At 71.1% G+C, this 22,172-nt stretch carries 16 protein-coding genes; 4 read left to right on the top strand and 12 right to left on the bottom strand.

The annotated features are described in order from the left end of the window. Nucleotides 1–8: 8 nt before the first annotated feature. Nucleotides 9–809: a crotonase/enoyl-CoA hydratase family protein gene (locus GWK25_RS21800; RefSeq protein WP_215452216.1), complete on the bottom strand. Its 801-nt coding sequence runs from the start codon at nucleotides 807–809 to the stop codon at nucleotides 9–11. Nucleotides 810–977: 168 nt separating this feature from the next. Here GWK25_RS21800 and GWK25_RS21795 point away from each other — a divergent pair, with 168 nt between their 5' ends. Beyond that, nucleotides 978–2,597: an acyl-CoA synthetase gene (locus GWK25_RS21795; protein WP_215452215.1), complete on the top strand. Its 1,620-nt coding sequence runs from the start codon at nucleotides 978–980 to the stop codon at nucleotides 2,595–2,597. A 27-nt stretch (nucleotides 2,598–2,624) separates the two neighbouring features. Here the strand turns inward: GWK25_RS21795 and GWK25_RS21790 are convergent, their stop codons facing one another. Continuing rightward, the gene (locus GWK25_RS21790) at nucleotides 2,625–4,124 is read right to left on the bottom strand and encodes an acyl-CoA synthetase (protein WP_215452214.1); all 1,500 of its coding nucleotides are present in this window, start codon (nucleotides 4,122–4,124) and stop codon (nucleotides 2,625–2,627) included. Between the two features lie 229 nt (nucleotides 4,125–4,353). Between GWK25_RS21790 and GWK25_RS21785 the strand changes: the two genes are divergently transcribed. Then, nucleotides 4,354–6,777 (top strand): penicillin acylase family protein, encoded by a 2,424-nt coding sequence (locus tag GWK25_RS21785; protein WP_215452213.1) that lies wholly within the window; start codon nucleotides 4,354–4,356, stop codon nucleotides 6,775–6,777. 96 nt (nucleotides 6,778–6,873) lie between these two features. Continuing rightward, on the top strand, nucleotides 6,874–7,686 hold the full coding sequence (locus GWK25_RS21780) for an SAM-dependent methyltransferase (RefSeq protein ID WP_374200630.1): 813 nt from the start codon (nucleotides 6,874–6,876) through the stop codon (nucleotides 7,684–7,686). Between the two features lie 139 nt (nucleotides 7,687–7,825). Here the strand turns inward: GWK25_RS21780 and GWK25_RS21775 are convergent, their stop codons facing one another. The 9 genes from GWK25_RS21775 to GWK25_RS21735 form a co-directional block, all read right to left on the bottom strand. Further along, nucleotides 7,826–9,319, bottom strand: a complete 1,494-nt coding sequence (locus tag GWK25_RS21775; protein WP_308404280.1) for an acyl-CoA synthetase — start codon at nucleotides 9,317–9,319, stop codon at nucleotides 7,826–7,828. A 143-nt stretch (nucleotides 9,320–9,462) separates the two neighbouring features. Then, the gene (locus GWK25_RS21770; RefSeq protein ID WP_215452211.1) at nucleotides 9,463–10,575 is read right to left on the bottom strand and encodes a nitronate monooxygenase family protein; all 1,113 of its coding nucleotides are present in this window, start codon (nucleotides 10,573–10,575) and stop codon (nucleotides 9,463–9,465) included. Nucleotides 10,576–10,636: 61 nt separating this feature from the next. Continuing rightward, a complete protein-coding gene (locus GWK25_RS21765; protein WP_215452210.1) occupies nucleotides 10,637–11,008 on the bottom strand; it encodes a hypothetical protein in 372 nt (123 codons plus the stop codon). 173 nt (nucleotides 11,009–11,181) lie between these two features. Next, the gene (locus GWK25_RS21760) at nucleotides 11,182–12,540 is read right to left on the bottom strand and encodes a glycoside hydrolase family 43 protein (protein ID WP_215452209.1); all 1,359 of its coding nucleotides are present in this window, start codon (nucleotides 12,538–12,540) and stop codon (nucleotides 11,182–11,184) included. 883 nt (nucleotides 12,541–13,423) lie between these two features. Next, complete coding sequence (locus GWK25_RS21755) at nucleotides 13,424–15,031, bottom strand: NAD(P)/FAD-dependent oxidoreductase (RefSeq protein ID WP_215452208.1); 1,608 nt, start codon at nucleotides 15,029–15,031, stop codon at nucleotides 13,424–13,426. 168 nt (nucleotides 15,032–15,199) lie between these two features. Continuing rightward, nucleotides 15,200–17,488, bottom strand: coding sequence for a serine/threonine-protein kinase (locus GWK25_RS21750; protein WP_215452207.1), 2,289 nt, complete (start codon nucleotides 17,486–17,488; stop codon nucleotides 15,200–15,202). Between the two features lie 63 nt (nucleotides 17,489–17,551). Then, nucleotides 17,552–18,436, bottom strand: a complete 885-nt coding sequence (locus tag GWK25_RS21745) for an oxygenase MpaB family protein (protein WP_215452206.1) — start codon at nucleotides 18,434–18,436, stop codon at nucleotides 17,552–17,554. A gap of 136 nt (nucleotides 18,437–18,572) precedes the next feature. Beyond that, nucleotides 18,573–19,751, bottom strand: coding sequence for an acyl-CoA dehydrogenase family protein (locus tag GWK25_RS21740; protein WP_215452205.1), 1,179 nt, complete (start codon nucleotides 19,749–19,751; stop codon nucleotides 18,573–18,575). A gap of 115 nt (nucleotides 19,752–19,866) precedes the next feature. After that, nucleotides 19,867–20,241 carry a ferredoxin gene (locus GWK25_RS21735; protein ID WP_215452204.1) on the bottom strand — a complete coding sequence of 125 codons (375 nt, stop codon included), beginning with the start codon at nucleotides 20,239–20,241 and terminating at the stop codon, nucleotides 19,867–19,869. Nucleotides 20,242–20,411: 170 nt separating this feature from the next. On the opposite strand from GWK25_RS21735, the gene GWK25_RS21730 reads away from it, so the two are divergent. Next, nucleotides 20,412–20,774 carry a DUF6479 family protein gene (locus GWK25_RS21730; RefSeq protein ID WP_215452203.1) on the top strand — a complete coding sequence of 121 codons (363 nt, stop codon included), beginning with the start codon at nucleotides 20,412–20,414 and terminating at the stop codon, nucleotides 20,772–20,774. 102 nt (nucleotides 20,775–20,876) lie between these two features. Here the strand turns inward: GWK25_RS21730 and GWK25_RS21725 are convergent, their stop codons facing one another. After that, on the bottom strand, nucleotides 20,877–22,076 hold the full coding sequence (locus GWK25_RS21725) for a 4-hydroxybenzoate 3-monooxygenase (RefSeq protein WP_215452202.1): 1,200 nt from the start codon (nucleotides 22,074–22,076) through the stop codon (nucleotides 20,877–20,879). Between the last annotated feature and the right edge of the window lie 96 nt (nucleotides 22,077–22,172).

The following is a 22,172-nucleotide window of genomic DNA, read 5'->3' as shown; positions in this document are numbered from 1 at the left end:
CAATACGTCTACGCCCGCTTGTAAACAGGGGGCCTTTTCTCGGCGAAGGCACGAGCCCCCTCCTTCGCGTCGGCCGTGTCGAAGACCGGCCACCCCCGCTTCAACTCGGCGGCCAGCCCCTCCGCCTCGGTCATCTCGGCGGTCTCGTACACGGACGCCTTCACCGCCTCGACGGCCAGCGGCCCGCACGCGTTGATCTGTTCGGCGATCTCCAGGGCCCTGGTCAGGGCTGAGCCATCGGGCACCACATGACCGATCAGTCCGATCCCGGCCGCCTCCCGCGCGCTGTAGGGCCGACCGGTGAGCAGCATCTCCAACGCGTGCGTACGGGGGATCTGCCGCTGGAGGCGGACCGTGGAGCCGCCGATCGGGAAGAGCCCGCGCCTGACCTCGAAGAGGCCGAACGTCGCCGACTCCCCCGCGACACGGATGTCCGTCCCCTGGAGGATCTCCGTACCACCGGCGACACAGTGCCCCTCGACCGCGGCGACGACCGGCTTGCGCGGCCGGTGGTGACGCAGCATCGCCTTCCAGTGCAGATCGGGGTCGGCCTTGAGGCGGTCCCGGTGCTGCTGCCCCTCCATCCCCTTGCCCGCGAGGGCCTTCAAGTCCATCCCGGCGCAGAAGGCACCGCCGGCTCCCGTGAGGACGATCGAGCGGACCTCCTCGTCCTCGTCGGCCTGGACCCAGCCGTCGTACAGGCCGACCAGCATCGGCAGCGAGAGCGCGTTCTTGGCCTCGGGCCTGTTGAGCGTGAGCACCAGTGTGGCGCCTTCGCGTCGCACGGTGAGGTGTTCGGTGCCGCCCATCGGGTGTCCTCCGTCCACAGGAAACGAGAACAGGTTGCAGGAGCCGGGTCGGCACTTCAAGGGTTTTCTGACAGACAGTCAGATTTCTGTGCGTGGACTCTTCACAGTTGTGCCGCCCTTTGCTCTGATGACCGGCAACCGAGGGGCAGCGGGGTCAGGAGGAGTGCGGTGGAGTACAACCTTGCCGACCTGTTCGAGTCGGTCGTCGACGTGGTCCCCGACCGAGCGGCGCTCGCGTACCTCGACATCCCCGGTACGGGCGCGGAACGCCGGCTGACCTACGCCGAACTGGACGCGGCGGCGAACCGGATCGGCCACCATCTGCTCGACGGCGGGATACGGCCCGGCGAGCACGTCGGCCTGCACCTCTACAACGGCGTCGAGTACCTGCAGACCGCGCTCGGCTGCCTCAAGGCGCGGATCGTGCCGGTCAATGTCAACTACCGCTATGTGGAAGAGGAGTTGGTCTACCTCTACCGGGACGCGGACCTGGCCGGGCTGGTCTTCGACGCGGAGTTCACGGGGCGGGTGGCCGCCGCGCTGCCGCGGACGGAGAAGCTGCGGCATCTGGTGCGGGTGGGGACCCCCGCGTCGGACGCGCCCGCCCTCGACGCGGCCGCCTTCACCGAGGTGGAGGCGGCCGCGTCCGACGGGCGGGGCTTCCCGGCCCGCTCGGGCGACGACCAGTTCATCATCTACACCGGCGGCACCACGGGCATGCCGAAGGGCGTGATGTGGCGGCAGGAGGACCTGTTCTTCTCGGGGCTGGGCGGCGGCGCGCCGACCGGCGAGCCGGTGAAGTCCCCGGAGGAGCTGGCCGAACGGGTGGCCGCCGGGGGCGAGGGGATCACGTTCTTCCCCACGGCCCCGCTGATGCACGGGACGTCCACGCTCACCGCGTTCATCGGGTTCAACTTCGGCCAACGGGTCGTGATCCATCGCAAGTTCGTGCCCGAGGAGGTTCTGCGCACCATCGAGCGGGAGAAGGTCACCAGTGTGTCCCTGGTCGGCGACGCGATGCTGCGCCCGCTGATCGACGCGCTCGACGGGCCGCTGAAGGGCACCGACTGCTCGTCGCTGTTCAGCGTGTCGTCCTCCGGGGCGATCATGTCCGAGACGGTCCGGCGGCAGTTCCAGGCCCTGGTGCCGAACGCGATGCTGCTGAACAACTTCGGATCGTCGGAGTCCGGTTTCAACGGCACAGCCACGCAGGACGCGGGCGCGGGCGACGGTTTCCGCATCCGCGTGCACTCCCGTACGCAGGTCGTGGACCCGGCGACGTACGAGCCGGTCCCGGTCGGTGTGCCCGGCCGGGTGGCGCAGCGGGGCCATGTCCCCCTCGGCTACTACAACGACCCGCGGAAGACCGCCGAGACCTTCTTCGAGCGGGACGGCGAGCGCTGGGTGCTCCTCGGCGACATGGCCACCGTCGACGAGGAGGGTGTCGTCACGGTCCTCGGCCGGGGGTCGCAGTGCATCAACACCGGTGGCGAGAAGGTGTATCCGGAGGAGGTCGAGCAGGCGCTCAAGGCCCATCCCGATGTCTACGACGCGCTGGTCGCCGGAGTGCCGGACGTGCGGTGGGGCAACCATGTGGCCGCCGTGGTGCAGCTGCGCGAGGGTGCCGCCCGGCCGTCGCTGGAGGACATCCAGACCCACTGCCGCACCCGTCTCGCCGGCTACAAGATCCCCCGCCAGCTGGTCCTCACCGACGCCATCCAGCGGTCTCCCAGCGGCAAGGCGGACTACCGCTGGGCGCGCTCGGTGGCGGTGGCGGCGGACGCGTGAGCCGGCCACCGGGGTCGCGGCGTCCGGTCAGGGGCGCGCGAAACGGTCGCGGAGTTCGCGCTTGAGGATCTTTCCGCTGGCGTTGCGCGGTAGTTCGTCCACGAAGAAGACCCGCTTCGGTGCCTTGAAGTGGGGGAGCTTCTCGCGGACGTGGGCGATCAGTTCCTCCTCGGTCGCCTCGCCCTTGAGGACGACGACCGCCGCGACGGCCTCGATCCAGTGGTCGTCGGGCAGGCCGATCACCGCGACCTCGGCCACCCGGTCGTGGGTGTAGAGCGCGTCCTCGACCTGGCGGGAGGCGATCAGGACGCCACCGGAGTTGATGACGTCCTTCACGCGGTCGACGACCGTGAAGAACCCGTGGGCGTCGCGCACCGCGAGGTCCCCGGAGCGGAACCAGCCGTCGCGGAAGGCGTCGGCGGTCTCCTCCGGCTTCTCCCAGTAGCCCTCGCAGAGTTGGGGCGACTGGTAGACGATCTCGCCGGGAGAGCCGTCGGGCACCTCCTCGCCGTCCTCGTCGACGACCTTCGCCTCGACGAACATGACGGGACGCCCGCAGGAGTCCATCCGGCCCTTGTGCTCGTAGGGACCGAGGACCATGGACAGCGGGCCGATCTCGCTCTGTCCGAAGCAGTTGTGGAAGGCCAGCTTCGGCAGGCGCTCCCTGAGGCGTTCCAGGACGGGCACCGGCATGATCGACGCCCCGTAGTAGGCCTTGCGCAGCCCGCCGAGGTCGCGGGTGTCGAAGTCGGGGCGGTTCGCGAGGGCGATCCACACCGTGGGCGGGGCGAACAGGCTGTCGGCGCGGCCCTCCTCCACCAGGTCGAGGATCCGGTCGCCGTCGGGCCCGTCGAGGATCGTGTTGGTGGCCCCGACCGCGAGGTACGGCACCAGGAACACATGCATCTGCGCCGAGTGGTAGAGCGGCAGGGAGTGCAGGGGCAGGTCGCCCGCCTGGAGGTCGAGGGCGGCGATGGCGCTGAGGTACTCGTGCACCAGCGCGCGGTGCGTCATCATCGCGCCCTTGGGGAGCGCGGTGGTGCCCGAGGTGTAGAGGAGCTGGACGAGGTCCTCGGCGCGGGGCTCCTCGCCGTCGTACGGCTCGGTGGTCGCGAGGCGGGCGAGGAGCGAGTCGTCCGTGTCCCGCAGCGCGAGGGTGCGGGTGCCGTCGGGGAGGTGAGCGGCCAGGTCCGGGTCGGTGAGGACGAGGGTGCTGCCCGACTGGTCGAGGATGTAGGAGAGGTCGTCCCCGGTGAGGTTCTGGTTGACCGGGACGTGCACCAGGCCGGCTCGGGCGGCGCCCAGAAAGGCGATCAGGTAGGCGTCCGAGTTGTGGCCGTAGGCGGCGACCCGGTCGCCCGGTGCGAGGCCGGTGTCGCGCAGGGCGCGCGCGGCGCGGGAGACGGCGTCGTCCAGTTCGGCGTAGGTCCAGGACCGCTCGCCGTAGTGGATCGCGGTGCGGGCGGGGGTCCGCCGGGCGCTGCGCCGCAGCGTCCCGTCGACCGTCACGCTGCGACCAGCCGTCATGTCCTGCTCTCCTTCGTCCAGGTCCTGCCGCGATCCTCGTTCCGTCGCGCGAGCCAGGTCAAGCGCATCGCCCCCGTGGCCGCCGTCCGGCGCACATGGCGGAAAGTCGCTCAACCCGGGCCTTCGTACGGTGAGTCACCTTGAGGAAAGATCCATCACCCGTATGGACTACGTGGACACGTGTCGACCTGCTCAACCCTTTCTTCCTCCAACGACGTTGGGAGTCGCCATGCGCACCCGTCTGAGACAGTTGCTGGTCTCGGCCGTCGCCCTCTTCACCGCCTCGGCCGTACTGCCCTCGGCCACCGCCGCCACCGACGACGGACGGGCCGGTGGGCAACGGACCTCCCACGGCGGGCTGTCCGCCGTGATCCGCTACACCGAGTACGGCATACCGCACATCGTCGCGAAGGACTACGCGAACCTGGGATTCGGCACCGGCTGGGCGCAGGCAGCCGACCAGGTGTGCGTGCTCGCCGACGGCTTCGTGACCGTACGGGGGGAGCGCTCCCGCCACTTCGGGCCCGACGCCGCCCCCGACTTCTCGCTCTCCTCCGCCTCCAGGAACCTCACGAGCGACCTGTACTTCCGGGGCGTCCGGGACGCCGGCACCGTACGACGGCAGCTGGAGCGGCCCGAGCCGCTGGGGCCGAGCCGTGCGGTGAAGGACCTGATGCGGGGCTGGGCGGCCGGGTACAACGCTTGGCTGAGGAAGAACCGGATCACCGACCCCGCGTGCAGGGGTGCCGCCTGGGTGCGGCCGGTCTCCACGCTCGACGTGTTCTCCCGGGCGTACGCCCTGGCCGTGCTCGGCGGCGAGGGACGGCTCGTGGACACCATCGCCACCGCCCAGCCGCCCGCCCCCGGCGCCACCGACGAGAGCGCCGCCGCTCCGGACGCGAAGACCGCCGCCCGCGCGGCGCGCGAGCTGTTCGACGCGGCCGACGCCGACATGGGGTCGAACGCCGTCGCCTTCGGCGGTGACACCACGGCGAGCGGCCGGGGTCTGCTGCTGGGCAACCCGCACTACCCCTGGGCCGGCGGGCGCCGCTTCTGGCAGGCGCAGCAGACGATCCCCGGTGAGCTGAACGTCTCCGGCGGGGCGCTGCTCGGCTCGCCGATCACCCAGATCGGGTTCAACACGAAGGTGGCGTGGAGCCACACCGTGGCGACCGGCGTCCCCATGAACGTCCATCAGCTGACGCTGGACCCGGCCGACCCGACCGTGTACCTGGTGGACGGCGAGCCGGAGCGGATGACGAAGCGGACCGTCACCGTCGGGGTGAAGGACGGCACGCCGGTCACCCGCACCCAGTGGTGGACCCGGTACGGCCCGGTCGTCGTCTCGCTCGGCGCCGATCTTCCGCTGCCCTGGACCGCCGGTACCGCGTACGCCGTGAACGACCCCAACGCGGCGAACATCCGCTTCACCGACACCTCGCTGGGCTTCGCCAAGGCGCGTGGCACGGCGGACGTCCTGAGGTCCCTCGCCCGGCACCAGGGCCTGCCGTGGGTGAACACCGTCGCGGCCGACTCGGCGGGGCACACCCTCTTCACCCAGTCGCAGACCCTCCCCCGGATCACCGACGACCTCGCCGCCCGCTGCTCGACCCCGCTGGGCAGGGCCACCTATCCCTCGGCGGGCGTGGCGGTCCTGGACGGCTCGCGCTCGGACTGCGCGCTCGGCAGCGACGCCGACGCCGTGCAGCCGGGCATCTTCGGGCCCGCGAGGATGCCGACGCTGAAGGACGCGCCGTACGCGGAGAACTCCAACGACAGCGCGTGGCTGGCCAACGCGGACCAGCCGCTGACGGGATACGAGCGGGTCTTCGGCAATGTCGGCACCCAGCGGTCGCTGCGGACCCGCGGCGCGATCGAGGACGTGGCGGCCATGGCCGACAGGGGTGGCCTGACCGTGCGCGACCTGCAGCGGCAGCAGTTCGCGAACCGGGTGCCCGCGGCCGATCTCGCGGCCGACGACGTGGCCCGGGCGTGTGCCGCGCTGCCGGGCGGGACGGCGACGGCCGGCGACGGCGAGGAGGTGGACGTGTCCGGGGCGTGCCGGGTGCTGCGGAGCTGGGACCGGACCGTCGACAGTGACAGCCGGGGCGCGCTGCTGTTCGACCGCTTCTGGCGGCGGCTGAACGCCACGGTGCCGCGCCCGCAGCTGTGGAAGGTGCCGTTCTCGGCGGCGGACCCGGTCAGCACCCCGAACACGCTCAACACCGACGCGCCCGGCTTCGAGACGGCCCTGGCGGAGACAGTGACGGAACTGCGAGCGGCGGGCGTCGCGTTGGACGCGAAGCTCGGTGACCACCAGTTCGTCGTACGCAACGGTCTGCGCGTCCCGGTGTCCGGCGGCACGGAGTCGCTGGGCGTGTGGAACAAGATCGAGTCGGCGTGGCGCGGGGCCGAGGGCGGCTACGCGGAGGTCTCGTCGGGTTCCAGCCACATCCAGGCGGTCGGCTGGGACGGCGGCCGCTGCCCGGTGGCCCGCACGCTGCTGACGTACTCGCAGTCGTCGAACCCGAATTCACCCCACTACCTGGACCAGACGCGGCTGTTCTCGGCGGAGAGGTGGGTGACCTCCCGGTTCTGCGAGCAGGACATCCTGTCCTCGCCGAAGCTGAAGGTGGTGCGTGTGAGCCAATGAGCGAGGGGGTGTGGTGCCGTCCCGCTCGGGGCGGCACCATTCTTCTGACGGCACCATGCCATTGGCATATCACCATCCCCATGAGGAGGCCCCCCGGTGGCTCAGGACTCGTTACGTCCGGAGACGGATTCGACGACCATGATCGACACGTCGGTGCCGCACTCGGCCCGGATCTGGAACTACTGGCTGGGCGGCAAGGACAACTACCCGGTCGACCACGCGGCCGGCGACGCCTTCCGCGCGGTGTTCCCCGGCATCACCGATCTCGCCCGCGACTCCCGGGCGTTCCTCGGCCGGGCGGTCGCCTTCCTGGCCGGTGAGGCGGGGATACGCCAGTTCCTGGACATCGGCACCGGGTTGCCGACGGCGGACAACACGCACGAGATCGCGCAGCGGACCGCCCCGGACGCGCGGGTCGTCTACGTCGACAACGACCCGCTGGTGCTGACGCACGCGCGGGCGCTCCTCACCAGCACGCCCGAAGGGGCGACCGACTACATCGACTCCGATCTGCACGACCCCGAGACCGTGTTGCGGGAAGCCGCGAAGACGCTCGATCTCTCCCGGCCGGTCGGGCTGACGATGATGCAGGTCAGCGGGCACATCGCCGACTACGCCGAGGCGCGTGCCATCGTCGGCGCCCTGATGGACGCGCTGCCGTCCGGTAGCTGGTTCGCGTTCAACGACAGCGTGGACACGCACGAGGCGAACGCCGAGGCCACCCGCCGCTACAACGAGAGTGGAGCGGCTCCCTACTTCCTGCGCAGCCCGGCCGAACTGGCCGGTTTCTTCGACGGGTTGGAGCTGCTGGCACCGGGGGTCGTCCCGCTGAACGACTGGCGCCCCGGCCCGGCGACCCCGGTCCACGGCGAGGTCATCGCACTGGGCGGGGTCGCGCGCAAACCGTGACGGGACGTCGATGCCTACGCCGACGCCGACACCCGTGGCGGGGTCGCGACGCCGGTGCCGACGCCGCTGGCGGCGCCGCGACGCCGTTGCCCCCGGCATCGCAGCCGATACCGGTTCCGGTGCCGATGCCGTCCGGGGTTCAGACGGTCTTCTCCCGGCCCTCCCAGTACGGCTCCCGCAACCGCCGTTTGTAGAGCTTGCCGTTGGGGTCGCGGGGCATCGCCTCGGTGAAGTCGACGCTCCTCGGGCGCTTGTACCCGGCCAGTCTGCGGGCGCAGTGGGCCAGGATCTCCTCGGCCAGGACCGGCCCCGGTGTGAACCCGGGGGCCGGTTCGACCACGGCCTTGACCTCCTCACCCCAGTCGTCGTGCGGGATACCGAAGGCGGCGGCGTCGGCGACGGCGGGATGGGTGAGCAGGGCGGCCTCGATCTCGGCGGGATAGATGTTGACGCCGCCGGAGATGATCAGGTCGATCTTGCGGTCCCGGAGGAAGAGATAGCCGTCCTCGTCGAGAACGCCGAGGTCGCCGACGGTGAAGAAGTCCCCGATGCGGTTCTTGCGCGTCTTGCCCTCGTCCTTGTGGTACGAGAAGCCGCCGGTGCTCATCTTCATGTAGACGGTGCCGAGTTCACCGGGCGGCAGCCGGTTGCCGTCGTCGTCGAAGACCGCGAGCTCGCTGATGGGCCAGGCCTTGCCGACCGTGCCGGGCTTCTTCAGCCAGTCCTCGGCGGTGGCGAAGGCACCGCCGCCCTCGCTGGCCGCGTAGTACTCCTCGACGCACTCGCCCCACCACTCGATCATGGCCCGCTTCACATGGTCCGGGCAGGGCGCGGCCCCGTGGATGGCGTGCCGCATGGACGACACGTCGTAGCGGGCGCGCACGTCCTCCGGGAGAGCGAGGAGCCGGTGGAACTGGGTAGGCACCATGTGGGTGTGCGTGCAGCGGTGGGTGTCGATGGCGCGGAGCATTCCCTCGGGCGTCCACTTGTCCATCAACACCAGCCGGTGTCCGATGTGCAGGGACGCTCCGGCGAACTGCAGGACGGCCGTGTGGTAGAGCGGCGAGCAGACCAGGTGGACGTTGTCGTCGAACGGCCGGATGCCGAAGATACCGAGGAAGCCACCCAGGTAGGACTCCTCGGGGAGTTTGCCGGGCAGCGGGCGGCGGATGCCCCGGGGGCGGCCCGTGGTGCCCGAGGTGTAGTTCATGACCCAGCCGAGGGTGCGCCCTGCGGGCACCGACTCGGGCTGCCCGTCCGGGAGTTCGGCGTACGGCCGGAATCCCTCGACCGTGCCGACCGCGTACCGTCGGCTCTCGGGGAGCTTCGCCTCGTCGGCGGCGTTCCGGGCGGCTTCGGCGAACCGTTCGTGCGCGATGAGGACCTTGGCGCCGGAGTCGGAGACGATCCACGCGATCTCGGGGCCCACGAGGTGGTGGTTGACGGGCACGAGGTAGAAGCCGGCCTGGGTGGCGGCCAGGTAGGCGACGAGGAACTCGACGCCGTTGGGCAGGACCACCGCGAAGGCGTCGCCACGTTCGAGGCCGGCCGCGCGCAGTCCGTGGACCAGCCGGTTGGTCTCGGCGTGCAGCCGTCCGGCGGTCCATTCCTCGCCGTCGGGCGCGACGAGCACCGTACGGTCGGGGTCCGCGGTGGCCTGGGCCCAGAAGCCCTGGGGAGGCCCGCTTCGCGGGGCTTGGCCCTGAGAGGCCTGCCCCTGGGATACCTGGCCTTGGGAGTCTTGGCCTTGGGAGTCTTGGCCTTGGGAGTCTTGGCTCACTGTCCCTCGCTCCTTCCGGCGATCCGGTTGATGCGGTCCACGGCTTTCTCGAAGCCCCGGGTGAGGTCGTCGAAGACGGCCTGGACGCTGCGTTGGCTGTTCATCCGGCCGACGATCTGCCCGACCGGGGTGCCGAGCAGCGGCTCCACCTCGTACTTCTGGATGCGGGACACCGCCTCGGCGACGAGCAGGCCCTGCAGGGGCATGGGGAGGGTGCCCGGTCCGGTGGGGTCGTCCCAGGCATCGGTCCATTCGGTACGCAGCTGGCGGGCCGGCTTCCCGGTGAGGGCACGGGAGCGGACGGTGTCCCCGGAACCCGCGGCGAGCAGCTTCTCGATCAGCCGGGGCGAGGGCAGTTCGGCCTCGGTCGTGGTCAGCCAGAGCGAGCCGAGCCAGACGCCCTGGGCGCCCAGCGCGAGGGCGGCGGCCACCTGCTGTCCACTGCCGATGCCTCCGGCGGCAAGCACGGGCAACGGGGCGACGGCGTCGACGACTTCGGGAGTCAGCACCATGGAGGCGATCTCGCCGGTGTGGCCGCCGGCCTCGTAGCCCTGGGCCACGACGATGTCGATACCGGCGTCCGCGTGCTTGCGGGCGTGGCGGGCACTGCCGGCGAGCGCGGCGACGAGGATCCCCTGCTCGTGGGCACGGTCGACGACGTCGGCGGGCGGGGAGCCGAGGGCGTTGGCGAGCAGCTTGATCGGGTAGTCGAAGGCGACGTCGAGCTGACTGCGGGCGACCTGTTCCATCCAGCCGGTGATGCGCCAGCCGGAGGCCTCCCCCTCGGCGAGTTCGGGGACGCCGTACTGGGCGAGGGTGTCCTTGACGAACTGCCGGTGCGACTCGGGGATCATCGCCTCGATGTCGGCCTCCGTCACGCCCTCGACCTTCTTGGCCGGCATCACGACGTCCAGGCCGTACGGCATGCCGTCGACATGGGCCTCGATCCAGTCGAGGTCGCGTTTGAGGTCGTCGGGGGCCGTGTAGCGGACCGCGCCGAGCACCCCGAAGCCGCCGGCCCGGCTGATGGCGGCCGCGACCGCGGGGAACGGGGTGAAGCCGAAGACGGCGTACTGGACTCCGAGGGTGTTGCTCAGCTCCGTCTGCATGGTGCGCAGGATGCCGTAGTCCTCCGGACGAGGGAAGGGGTTTTCTGATGCATCGTCAGATTTACTGGCGCAGATGACGGTGCCGGCGGGCCAGGCCCCCGGGCTGGGACGCGGTACTGTCCATGCGCGGACGGCCATCTCCTACGAGCAGCCGATCGTGCCGGACGAACGACTGGAGCATGCGGCCGCCCGCAAGGCGCGTCTTCACAGCCGGTGCCGCTAGGTTGCAGACCAGATGGCGTTGATCGACAAACCAGCGCAACGCCTCGCCCGACAAATGGCGGCTTCCATGCCCAAACTGGATATCTCCGCCGACCTGCACCAGCCAGGCGGTTCTGACGAAGCCGTTGCTGCAGTCGAGCAGTCGGATTCTTCCGGTGCCTCGGAAGCCCGCACAGAACGGACAGACGACGGTCCCGGCGACAACGATCACGTAGGCGAGCGAACACCCGGTGGAGCGCTGACCAGAGCCGGAACGTGGACCTAGTCCGTCCGGGCGGGCAACGGGCCCGACTCCGCGTGTCCGGGGTCGGGCCATGCGGGGTCATGGGGCTTGTCGCGCAGTTCCCCGCGCCCCTGTCGGAGGGCGCGGGGAACCGTCCTGGATCAGGCCCAGGGGGTCACTGCGGTGAAGGAGCTGTCGGCCTTGAAGGCGGCCGTGTCCTGGAAGGGGTCGATGCGGAGTGTGTAGCCGTAGTGGCGGAGGTAGCGGTCGGGGAAGTTGTACGACTGCAGGCTGACCGAGCCGGCCGTGCTGCCCGGCTGGGCGCAGTAGGTGGCGTCCTTGTTGAAGGTGGCGGTGCCGTTACTGGCTTCGAAGCGGATCCGGTAGTCCCAGTGGCGCATGTAGCGGCCGGCGGAGTCACGGAAGGAGTAGCAGGTGGCGTCGGCGAGGCCGGGCACGATCGTGAAGGTCGCGCTCTGCTTCACGGCGGTGGTGCTGGAGTCGCCCACCGGGTCGAGGTAGCCGAGGCTGTCGGAGCGGACCACGGCGTAGCGGCTCGGGAAGTTGACGGACTGCAGCGACCGGGTGGTGTTGGTCGGCAGGGTCGCGCCGCTGGGCACCCGCTCCTTCAGGACGGTCATGTGGCGGACGAAGCCGCTCAGGCCCGGCAGTTCCTTCTTGGGGGTCCAGGTGGCGAAGTTGTCGTAGCTGTCGCTGTACCAGTACTTCCCCTCGCGGTAGCCGTCGAAGTAGATGCGCCAGCCGCCGTCATCGAGCTGGACCAGCGCGGGACCCTCGACCCAGTCTCCCCAGCCCGCCCAGTCACCGGTCTTCTTGAAGGTGTACGGGCCGGTGAGGCTGGAGGCGGTGGCGTACTCGAGGAGCTTCGTCGTCTCGTTCTTGGCGAAGGCGTGGTAGGTGGAGCCGATCTTGACGACGAAGGTGTCGATGTGGTTCGGGCCGATGCCGGCGAGCCGCGTGGGCGCGGACCAGTTGGTCAGCGTGGAGTCGGTCGCCGTGATCTTCCAGGGGGCGAAGTGGACGGCGGTGCTCGCCGACGTCAGGGTCACGATGATGCTGACGCTGCCGTCGGTGTCGATGAACCACTCGGGCGCCCAGGTGCGGGTGATCCCGCTGATCGGGACCGTGTAGTTGTACAGGAAGGTCCAGTTCAGACGGTCGGCGCTGCGGGCGATGCCGATCGTGTTGCCGGTCCAGTTGGTGGTGTACGTGAGGTAGTAGAAGCCGTCGGTGTGCTTGAAGATGCTGGGGTCACGGATCAGACCGGACGGCGGGGTGTACGCCGGGCCCTTGCGCAGGGTGTACGTGGTGGCGTCCGGCGAGTCGTAGACGTACATGTTCGACTCGCTGGTCTTGGTGAAGGCGGTCATCGTGTACCGCGTCACCTGTCCCGGCGGCGGGGTGTCGGCTCCGGCCGGACCGGCGAGGGCGGTAGTGAGGCCCAGCAGGGCGGCCACCGAGGTGAGCAGGGCGAGGACTGCTCTGAGGGTTCTGTTCAACGCTCGTCCCATTTCTGCGCGAACTGCCCTGAGGCATGAATGTGTTCGAAATTACGCACACTGTGCGAAAGTTCGATCAGAAGATAAGAGGGACGTATGCATGCGTCAATGCATTCTGCGCATTTTCTGCAAGATGTGATTCCGCTTGTGTCCGTTGTGACCGAGCCGTGGCCCCGCCGTGGCCACCTCGCCCCCACAGACGCCCCCGCGTTCTCTCCACTCCGACGTCCTCCCAGGTCACCACTTGTTTTCCTGGCCGACGTGACGGCGGGCAACGGTAAACCCGCCGACCGCCCGGAGAGGCGGGACCACTCTGGACACGTCAGCACGCGGCAACCACGACCAAGTGAGAGCAGGGGGATCGGCTCATGAGACGGGTGTTCGTGTCACTGTGCGCAGCGCCTGCGGCCACCGCGGTCACCGCCACGCGAGGATGAGCACGTGGCACCAGTCAGGCTCCGGCGCTTCAAGACCGACCACGGTGATGTGGTCGTCGGCCTTGCCGGACCAAGGCAGCGAGGTCTTCCAGAAGCCAGGCCAGGTTCATCCACGACGGCGCGGCGATCCCGGGCTGCCCGTCGTACTCCCGTCGGCCAGCGCGTCCGGGCTGCGGCGGCTCACCCTCGGCATAGAGAGGTGCTAGAGAAGGGCCGTCGGTCTCGTGCGGGGGTGCGTGGGGCTGGGCGCGCAGTTCCCCGCGCCCCTTGCGGGCGCGACCCTGACGGGGTGTGGCCCTGCTGATCGCGGGCAATCAGCAGGGCCTCTCCCCCGTGAGCGGTCCCCCGTTGCCGCTCGCGGTGTCGATTTCAGCGCACGGCGCATTGTTTGGCAGGGGGGGTCGGGCGACCGGACATTGGTCAAGGCGGTCGGGGGCCTCGCCGCCTCACTCCCCCAGGACGGCCATCGCCGCGTTGTGTCCGGGGACGCCGCTCACGCCGCCGCCGCGTACCGCGCCCGCGCCGCACAGCAGGACGTTGGCGTGGCGGGTCGCCACGCCCCAGCGGCCGATGCCCTCCTGGGCGTAGGGCCAGGCGAGGTCGCCGTGGAAGATGTTGCCGCCCGGGAGGCCCAGGTCGCGTTCCAGGTCGAGGGGGGTCCTGGCCTCGATGCAGGGGCGGCCGTCGGCGTCGGTGGCCAGGCAGTCCGCGAGGGGCTCGGCGAGATGGGCGTCCAGCTGGGCGAGGGTCGACTTGAGGAGTTCCTCGCGTACGCCGTCGTTGTCGGCCTCGAACAGCCGCGCGGGTGTGTGCAGACCGAACAGAGTGAGCGTCTGGTAACCCTGCTCGACGAGGTCCGGGCCGAGGATGGTCGGATCGGTGAGGGAGTGGCAGTAGATCTCGGAGGGCGGGGCCTCGGGCAGTGTTCCGGCGGCGGCCTGGGCGTGGGCGGCCGCCAGTTGGCCGTACCCCTCGGCGATGTGGAAGGTCCCGGCGAAGGCCTCGTGCGGATCGACGGACTCGTCCCGGAGCCTGGGGAGCCGCTTGAGCAGCATGTTCACCTTGAGCTGGGCGCCCTCGGCCGGAGCGGGCGGTTCGTCGCCGGTCAGGGCGGCCAGCTGCTGCGGCGAGGCGTTCACCAGGACATGCCGGGCGGCGACCGTGCCCTCCGCGTCGGCGGTCCGGTAGGTGATCTCGGCGGACCGGCCGTCCGTGGCGATCCGCCGGACCTCGTGGCCCGTGGCGATGACGGCACCGGCGTCGCGCGCGGCCCCGGCCAGCGCGTCCGTGAGGGCACCCATGCCGCCGACGGGCACGTGCCAGGCGCCCGTACCACCGCCGATCACGTGGTAGAGGAAGCAGCGGTTCTGGCGCAGCGAGGGATCGTGGGCGTCCGCGAAGGTGCCGATGAGCGCGTCGGTGAGGACGACACCGCGTACGAGGTCGTCGGTGAACGTCGACTCGACGGCGGCCCCGATCGGCTCCTCGAAGAGCGTCCGCCACGCCTCGGCGTCGTCGACGCGTCGGCGCAGTTCGTCCCGGGTGGGGAGGGGCTCGGTGAGTGTGGGGAACACCCGTTCGGCGACCCGGCCCGTCATCCCGTAGAACCGCTGCCAGGCCTCGTACTCGCGGCCCGAACCGGTGAGCCGCCCGAAGGCCTCGCGGGTGCGGTGCTCGCCGCCGCCGACGAGCAGACCGGTGGGCCGGCCGTCGCGTTCGACGGGGGTGTAGGAGGAGATCGTGCGGCCGCGGACCCGGAAGTCGAGGTCCAGGTCCCGCACGATCTTCCGGGGCAGCAGGCTGACCAGGTAGGAGTACCGCGACAGTCGGGCGTCGACCCCGGCGAAGGGGCGTGTGGAGACGGCTGCTCCGCCGGTGTGGTCCAGCCGCTCCAGCACGAGGACGGACCGGCCCGCGCGCGCGAGGTACGCGGCGGCGACCAGACCGTTGTGACCGCCGCCGACGATCACGGCGTCGTAGGAGTCGTGCGACCGGGGCCCGCTCGGGCGTGCGGGGCGTGCGGGGCGTGCTGAGGGTCCGGGGGTGGCAGGCATGGCTCTTGGTAACACGCGCCGATCGGGGTCGGCCAGGGGAACGGGTCAGGCGGATCAACGGCGGGCGGCGGGGCGGCGGACCGGTGGCGGGGTCCGGCCCCGGTGGCGGAGGCAAGGCCCGGTGGCGGGTCCGACCCGGTGGCGGAGGCCCGGTCCGGTGGGCGGCGCTCAGCGGTGGCCGGTCGGCCGCACTCGGCGTAACTCCGCGACGCGTCGGTACAGCTCCACCGCCTCCTGGCCGCGACCGAGCTGCTCCAGGCAGTGCGCCTCGTCGTTGCGGCTGGCGAGGGCGTCGGGGTGGTCGGGGCCGAGGACTCGCTCGCGGGCGTCGGCGACCCGCCGGTACTCGGTGAGGGCGTCGCCCCAGCGGCCGAGCCAGCCGAGGCCGACGGCGACCTCACGGCGGCTGACGAGGGTGTCGGGGTGGTCCGGGCCGAGGACGCGCTCGCGCAGGGCGCACACGTCACGGGACTCGGCGAGCGCCTCCTCCCAGCGCCCGAGGCGGCCGAGGTTGACACCGAGGCCGTGGCGGGCGCGGAGCGTCTCGGTGTGGGCGGGGCCGTGGACGCGGGTGCGGTCGTCGACCAGGGCGCGGTAGAGACCGAGCGCGTCGGCGCTGCGGCCCAGCCTGCCGAGGCTGATGCCGACCTCGTGGCGGGCGGCGAGCGTGTCGGGGTGGTCGGGGCCGAGGGCCTGGGCTCGGGAGTCGGCGACCTCCTGGTAGGTCCGCAGGGCCTCGGGCCAGCGGCCCAACTGGCCTAGGGCGTAGGCGACCTCGTACCGGGTCACGAGGGTGTCGGGGTGATGGGGACCGAGCACCCGGGCGCGGACGGCGGCCACGTCGTCCGCCATGCGGTACGACTCCTCCAGGCGGCCGAGCCTGCTGAGGTTGAAGGCCAGGTTGTGGCGGCAGCGCAGGGTGTCCGGGTGGTCGGGGCCGGCCAGGCGCTCGCGGACGGCGAGGACCGAGGTGTAGGCCTGGTGGGCTTCCAGGTGACGGCCCAACTGGCCCAGCACATAAGCCATTTCCTGCCGGGCGGCGAGGGTCTCGGGGTGCTCGGGGCCGAGGACCTGCTCGCGGGCGCGGGCCACGTGGGCGAACTCGCGCAGCGCGTCGGCGGGGCGTCCGGTGCGGCTCAGGGTGAAGCCCACCTCGTAGCGGCTGGAGAGCGTGTCGGGATGGTCGGGGCCGAGGGCGTGCTCGCGTTCGGCGGCGACCGCGCGGTGCACCTCGCCGGCCTCCGTCCAGCGGCCGAGGCGGCCGAGACTCAGGCCCGCGCTGTGCCGGCCGGCCAGGATGGTGATCAACTCCGCTGGCGGGGCGGGCCGTTCGTCCTGTGCGGGGTGTTCGACGCGGCCGGTGGCGGGGCGGGCGATCCAGTCGCCGGTGAGCCCTGCGGAGGGGTCCGGCGGGGGCAGGCCCGGTCCGGTTCCGGCGGCCTTGTGACCGGTGGTCATGCCCCGTGTCCAGGAGGGCAGCCGGGGTTCGCGCGACGGCGGTCGGCCGGGGCGTGCCCTGGGCCGGGGCGGGCCGGGAGCGGCTTCGGGGGCGGACAAGGGCGGGGCCGCGGTCGGGCCGTGGGCGCGGGCGGCCGCCGGAGCCGTCGCCGCCCGCCCCTCGTCGACCCTCCGGGCCAGCTCACGGGCGTCGTGGGGACGTTCCTCCGGCTCCTTGGCGAGCAGGTCGAGGATGATCCGGTCGAGGTACTCGGGCACCTCGTCGCGGTGGCTGCGCGGGGGTGTCGGCACGGTGTCGCGGTGGCCCATGAGCACCGCCCAGGCGTCGTCCAGGTCGAACGGCGGCACACCGGTGACGATCTCGTAGAGCACGCAGCCGAACGAGTAGAGGTCGCTGCGCCGGTCGACCTGACCGCCGATGATCTGCTCGGGCGACATGTAGTGCGGGGTGCCCATCGCGATGCCGGTGCCGGTGAGGCGGGAGGTGAAGGTGACGTCACGGCCCAGGCGCGCTATGCCGAAGTCGCAGATCTTCACAGTGCCGTCGGTGAGCAGCATGATGTTGGCGGGCTTCAGGTCGCGGTGCACGATGCCCTGGAGGTGGGTGTAGGCGAGGGCGGACGCCACCTGGTCGGCGATCTCGACGACCACGGGGACGGCCAGCGGATGGTGCCTGTTGTCCTCCAGGAGCTGGCTGAGGTTGCGGCCCTCCAGCAACTCCATGACGAGGAACAGCACTCCGTCGGACTCGCCGAAGTCGTGCACGACGGTCACGCCCCGGTGCTGGAGGGCCGCCGCGACGCGTGCCTCGCGCCGGAAGCGTTCCCGCAGGACCCGGGTGAAGGACTGGTCGGGCTGGGCGTCGAGGGGTTTGAGGCACTTGACCGCGACCTGCCGCCCCAGTGACTCGTCCCTCGCCCGCCAGACCTCGCCCATTCCCCCGCGCCCGATCAGATCGAGCAGCCGGTACCGGCCCTGGATCAGCCTGGTGTCCCCCATCGCCGACGATCGCCCCCGTATCCGAACGGACCCGCCCTCCCCTGGCCCGTCCAGTATGGCGGCCTATCTGCCGACTTTGTACGGTGCGGGGCGGGACCCGGGGCCGAGCCGTGACATGGCGCGCAGGATGTGCTTGGGCGGGAGTTGCCAGCGCAGACGTGCGGGAACACAGCGCAGGAAGGTTCCGGTGAGCCGCAGGCGACGGGTGGCCACGGCGGGTGCGGGGCCGGGTCGGCCGTACAACTCGTGGGCGTACGGCGGCAGGGAGGCGTACGCCAGGTTCGCCACGCGCCGCCACAGTGCCTCACGTGCCGGTACGAGCAACGGGTGGGTGGGCGGCCGCCGCAGGAAGTCGTCGACCTCCCGTGCCTCGGGGCCGGCCGCCAGCTGCGGCCGCACCCGCTCGAAGTAGGCGGCCAACTCAGCCGTGCTCCCGGGCACTTCGACGGGGTCGAGGCCCACCAGGCGGGCACTGACGCGGTGTTCGCCGACGTACCGGTCGGCGGCTGCCTCGGTGAGGGGGTAGCCGGAGCGGCGCAGGATGTGGAGATAGGAGTCGATCTCCGCACAGTGGACCCACAGCAGCAGCTCGGGCTCGTCGACGCCGTACCGTTCCCCAGTGTCCGGATCGGTCGCCGAGAGCAGACGGTGGATCTTCCGGACGCGGGCGCCCGCGTGCTCGGCGGCCTCGGTGGTGCCGTACGTCGTCGTGCCGACGAAGCTCGCCGTGCGCATCAGCCGACCCCAGGCGTCCTTGCGGAAGTCGGAGTTCTGCATGACGCCGCGGACCGCGCGCGGGTGCAGGGCCTGGAGGTACAGCGCGCGGACCCCGGCGATCCACATCATGGGGTCGCCGTGGACCTGCCAGGTCACGGAGGCCGGCCCGAACAGGCCGGGGTCGCCCGGCGCGGGGCGAGCGGGGGCGTCCACCCCGTCAGGTGCGCCCATGGCATCTGGTTGTCTCTGGAACACTTCGTCGACCTGCGCTTCTTCTCGACCTTCCCGCCCTCGCGGCGGGAGGCGCTCCTGTCCACAGCGGCGGTCCGGATCCACACGCCCGGCACCACGGTGTCCGCCCCTGACGCTAGCGCCGCACCCTGGGCATGCCCAGGCCGATCCACGAGATGATCTCGCGCTGGATCTCGTTGTTGCCGCCGCCGAAGGTGAAGATGACCGCCGAGCGGTAGCCGCGTTCGAGTTCGCCGTGGAGGACCGCGCCCGCGGAGCCCTCCTTGAGGACGCCGGCGGCGGCGACGATCTCCATGAGCCAGGCGTAGGCGTCGCGGCGGGCCTCGGAGCCGTAGACCTTGACGGCGGAGGCGTCCTGCGGGGTGAGGGTGCCTTCCTGCAGGGCGCTGACCATGCGCCAGTTGAGGAGTTTGAGGGCGTCGAGCCTGGTGTGGGTCTGGGCGAGGCGGCGGCGCACCCAGGGCAGGTCGATGACGCGGCGGCCGTCGGCGAGCTTGGTCTCCATGGCCCAGCGCTGGACGTTGTGCAGGGAGCGGATGGCCATGGTGCCGTGGGCGGCGAGGGTGACACGTTCGTGGTTGAGCTGGTTGGTGATCAGCCGCCAGCCCTTGTTCTCCTCGCCGACGCGCAGGGAGACGGGGACCCGGATGTTCTCGTAGTAGCTCGCGGTGGTGTCGTGGGAGGCGAGGGTGTTGATGAGGGTGCAGGAGTAGCCGGGCTCCGTCGTCGGGACGAGGAGCATGGTGATGCCCTTGTGGGGCGGGGCGTCGGGGTCGGTGCGGGTCGCCAGCCACACCCAGTCGGCCGTGTCGCCGTTGGTCGTCCAGATCTTCTGCCCGTTGACGACGTACTCGTCGCCGTCCCTCACCGCACGGGTCTTCAGCGAGGCCAGGTCCGTGCCGGCGTCTGGTTCGCTGTAGCCGATGGCGAAGTCCAGCTCGCCGGAGAGGATCCGCGGCAGGAAGTACGCCTTCTGCTCCTCGCTGCCGTACTGCATGATCGTCGGGCCGACCGTGTTGAGCGCCATCAGAGGCAGTGGCACGCCCGCCTGCGCGGCCTCGTCGAAGAAGATGAACTGTTCGATGGCGGTCAGGCCGCGTCCGCCGTACTCCTTCGGCCAGCCCACGCCGAGCCAGCCGTCGCCGCCGAGCCGGCGGATGGTCTCGCGGTAGAACCGCTTCTGCGCCGCCGGGTCGGCATGGCGTGTGTAGGCGCCGTCCGGGACCAACTCGACGAAGTAGGCGCGCAGTTCGGTGCGCAGCCGCTGCTGCTCGGGCGTGTATTCGAGGTGCACGGCGCCTCCAGGCTCCCCAAGGCCGACCTGACGGCGCACACGCTAGAACGTGTTCCAGTAATTGGGAACAGGCGGGGCGGCCCCGTTCACCGCGCGCCGGACCCGGCCGGGCGGCTCAGCGGAGGATGGCGAGGAAGTCCGTGCAGGCCTGTGCGCACTCGCGGCAGGACTTCGCACCGTCCTCGGCGCCGGGGGTGTCGTCGAAGACACGGGCGCACTCCAGCGCGACGGTCCGGCACCATTCGACCTGGAGGCGGATGGCGGCTTCGTCGAGGCTGGTCTGCTCGGAGAGCATTCTGCAGGTGGCGTCGCACACCTCCGCGCACATGATGCCCTTGCGTCGCATCTTCTCCTGGCCCTCGGGGCCGTCCGGATCGGCGAGGCTCGCCCGCAGCGCGCACGCACGCGCGCACTCGGTGCAGGCCTGAGCGCACGCGAAGCGGTCCTCGAGGAACCGGATGAGTTCCTGGTGGGATGTCGTCGTGGTCACCCGGGGCGGGTAGCCGGAGCCGCTCCCACCAAACACGGGGCGCGACGTCCGCCCGCACCGGTTCCCCCGATTCCGTTTCCCACGGTCCGGGGCGGGGCACCCGTCCGCCCCCGGTCAGCTCGTGCGAAACAGGGCCGGTTCACTCTACACATTGGGGGTATTCATCCCTTATGAACATGGAATGGACTGATATAGCCGCAGAACGCAGCGTACTGGGCGGTATCGCACCGTTCCTGGCGGGCGTCGTGGTGGTGGCCATGCTGATCGGCGCACTCTGGCTGGGCGCGCGTGTACGCGCCCGTGAGCCGCGCCGGCCGCGCCCCGATGAGCAGCCCCGGATCCCCGAAGGGGGCCCTGTCCACGAGGAGCGGCTGCTCCGCGAACCGGACGAGATCCCCCAGAGCGACCGCCGGCTGACACCGTACGAGGTGCACGGCAACCAGGGGACCCGGCCGAGCCCGGAGAAGAAGCGGCCGCGCTGGAGCAAGAACAGCAGCGGCGGTTTCGGCAGCGGCGGCCTCGGCGCCCACTGACACCATCGAGGCACCTACGGCTTTTCAGGGCGCTCCCCCTGCGCGTGGCAGGGGGAGCGCCCCTCGCTGTGCCGTCGCGCAGCGGGCCGTGCGGTCGCGCGGCTACGACGACCCGAGATCGGTGTCGAGCGGCAGCCCCGTGTAGTTCTCGGCGAGTTCGGCCGCCGCGTGCCGTGAGGTGGCGACGCGGTCGAGCTGGGAGAGCTGGAGCCGGGTCTCGAACGGGGACTGGCTGGGGTCGGCGTGGAGCGTCGTGGTCATGAAGTACGAGAAGTGCTCGGCCCGCCAGACCCGGCGCAGACAGGTGTCGGAGTAGGCGTCGAGCAGCTCGGTCGAGCCGGTCTCCTTGAGCCGGGCGAAGGCGCGGGCCAGCACGATGACGTCCGTGGCGGCCAGGTTGAGGCCCTTGGCGCCGGTGGGCGGCACGATGTGGGCCGCGTCCCCGGCCAGGAAGAGCCGACCGTGGCGCATCGGCTCGGTGACGTGGCTGCGCATCGGCAGGACCGCCTTGGACGTGATCGGCCCCCGCTTGAGCCGCCACCCGGGCTGGGCGGTGAGCGCGAAGCGGGCGTCCAGCTCGTCCCAGATGCGTTCGTCGGACCAGTCGGCCGGGTCGGTTCCGTTCGGGACCTGGAGGTAGAGACGGCTCACGGACGGGGAGCGCATGCTCGCCAGCGCGAACCCGCGCTCGGAGTGGGCGTAGATCAGCTCGTCGTAGACGGGCGGGGCGTCGGCGAGGATGCCCAGCCAGGAGTAGGGGTACGTCCGCTCGTACGACGTCCGCACCCCCTCGGGCACCGCGTCCCGGGCCACCCCGTGGAAGCCGTCGCATCCGACCACGTAGTCGCAGGTCAGCGTCTGCTCGCGGCCCTCGTGGGTGTAGCGGACCACGGGCCGGTCGGTGTCGGCACCCTCCACCGCGTGCACCTGCGCCTCGAACAGCAGGGGTCCGCCGTCGGCGAGCTGGAGGGCGATGAGGTCCTTGACCACCTCGGTCTGGGCGTAGACCCAGACCCGGCGGCCACCGGTCAGCTCGGGGAAGTCGACGCGGTGGGCGCGGCCGTCGAAACGCAGCTCGATGCCGTCGTGCGGGATGCCCTCGGCGTCCAGCCGCGCGCCCGCCCCGGCGGAGCGCAGGACGTCGACGGTGGCCTGTTCCAGGATTCCGGCGCGCTGACGCTGCTCGACATAGGTGCGGTCCTTGCGTTCCAGGACCACACTGTCGATTCCCGCGTTGTGCAGCAGACGGGCCAGCAGCAGCCCCGCGGGGCCGCCGCCGATGATGCCGACGGTGGTGTGCATTGAGTACTCCTCGTCGTTGAGGACGAGCCGCGCCCGTCCCCCGGGCCCCGACCTTGTTCGTCTAGTGAACTTCACTTCACTTATCGAGGATGAGTT

This window comes from Streptomyces sp. ATCC 21386, from assembly GCF_018728545.1.
Classification (GTDB): Bacteria; Actinomycetota; Actinomycetes; order Streptomycetales; family Streptomycetaceae; genus Streptomyces.
The sequence above is the reverse complement of the archived record's forward strand: the minus strand, read 5'-3'. Positions and strand labels throughout refer to the sequence as shown.

Bases quoted from the DNA above. Each gene is read 5' to 3' on its own strand.
- GWK25_RS21800 (WP_215452216.1), bottom strand. From the start codon at position 809: ATGGGCGGCACCGAACACCTCACCGTGCGACGCGAAGGCGCCACACTG.
- GWK25_RS21790 (WP_215452214.1), bottom strand. From the start codon at position 4,124: ATGACGGCTGGTCGCAGCGTGACGGTCGACGGGACGCTGCGGCGCAGC.
- GWK25_RS21770 (WP_215452211.1), bottom strand. From the start codon at position 10,575: ATGCAGACGGAGCTGAGCAACACCCTCGGAGTCCAGTACGCCGTCTTC.
- GWK25_RS21725 (WP_215452202.1), bottom strand. From the start codon at position 22,076: ATGCACACCACCGTCGGCATCATCGGCGGCGGCCCCGCGGGGCTGCTG.
- GWK25_RS21785 (WP_215452213.1), top strand. From the start codon at position 4,354: ATGCGCACCCGTCTGAGACAGTTGCTGGTCTCGGCCGTCGCCCTCTTC.
- GWK25_RS21755 (WP_215452208.1), bottom strand. From the start codon at position 15,031: ATGCCTGCCACCCCCGGACCCTCAGCACGCCCCGCACGCCCCGCACGC.
- GWK25_RS21730 (WP_215452203.1), top strand. From the start codon at position 20,412: ATGAACATGGAATGGACTGATATAGCCGCAGAACGCAGCGTACTGGGC.
- GWK25_RS21750 (WP_215452207.1), bottom strand. From the start codon at position 17,488: ATGGGGGACACCAGGCTGATCCAGGGCCGGTACCGGCTGCTCGATCTG.
- GWK25_RS21745 (WP_215452206.1), bottom strand. From the start codon at position 18,436: ATGGGCGCACCTGACGGGGTGGACGCCCCCGCTCGCCCCGCGCCGGGC.